Consider the following 734-nt stretch of genomic DNA (forward strand, 5'->3'; position numbering starts at 1 on the left):
TGCAGGTAATGCTGTTTGTTCTTCAGCTGTACCCGCTTGCCGTTCTTCTCCCAGCCTTCGTGTACGACTGCAATTGCGTTCTCCATCCCGCGCTTTTTGCTCCGCTGCAGCTTCGTGTACAGCCCATCCACTTCCACGAACAGCACGCGGGCAGCGCGCCGTTTCACCGCTGGCATCGGCTGTTGCGCACGCTCCATCAGTTTTTCCCTGATCGCTTGGTGGCTCAGCACATTGTAGCCCAAAAGCTGCTCCAGCCTCTTTGCGCTGTCCCGGTACGACGGTCCTTGGCTTGCGAATGCGATTGCTGTCTCTTCCAAATGCGGACTGACTTTCCCGCGCCCTTCGAATTGCAACAGCTGATCCAGCAGATACACGTGTTTGCCGCTTCTACGGTCACAGTACAATCTCCGCTTAAAGCGCACATTCCCGAACACTGTGTTGACGCTTGTTTCACGCTCGTCCTTTACTCGATAACGCTCTCGGTCCCGTTGCTCCAGGATCTGCTGATCCAGCGCCTCCAGCACCTGCTTCATCGCACGAGCGAATTCCTCCTGCATTTTCCGGAAAATCCATTGCTCAATCTCTTTCATCGTCGGCATTGTTGTGGTAAAGTGGCTCACAGGAGCTTCCTCCTTCTTGGTGTGTTGTGCGCAAACATCACTTTACCAAGGGAGAAGCTCTTTTTCTATATCCGCTTTTTCCAATTCCTACACCCACAGAGATTTTACACTATC

Annotated in this window: 1 pseudogene; it reads right to left on the minus strand. The window is 53.1% G+C overall.

Annotated features, from left to right (window positions below):
• Positions 1-620, minus strand: a pseudogene (locus POTG_RS22590) (ISLre2-like element ISTco1 family transposase); the annotation flags it as partial.
• Positions 621-734: the final 114 nt, after the last annotated feature.

The sequence above is a fragment of the Paenibacillus sp. oral taxon 786 str. D14 genome (assembly GCF_000159955.1).
In the GTDB taxonomy this organism is placed as follows: domain Bacteria; phylum Bacillota; class Bacilli; order Paenibacillales; family Paenibacillaceae; genus Fontibacillus; species Fontibacillus phoenicis.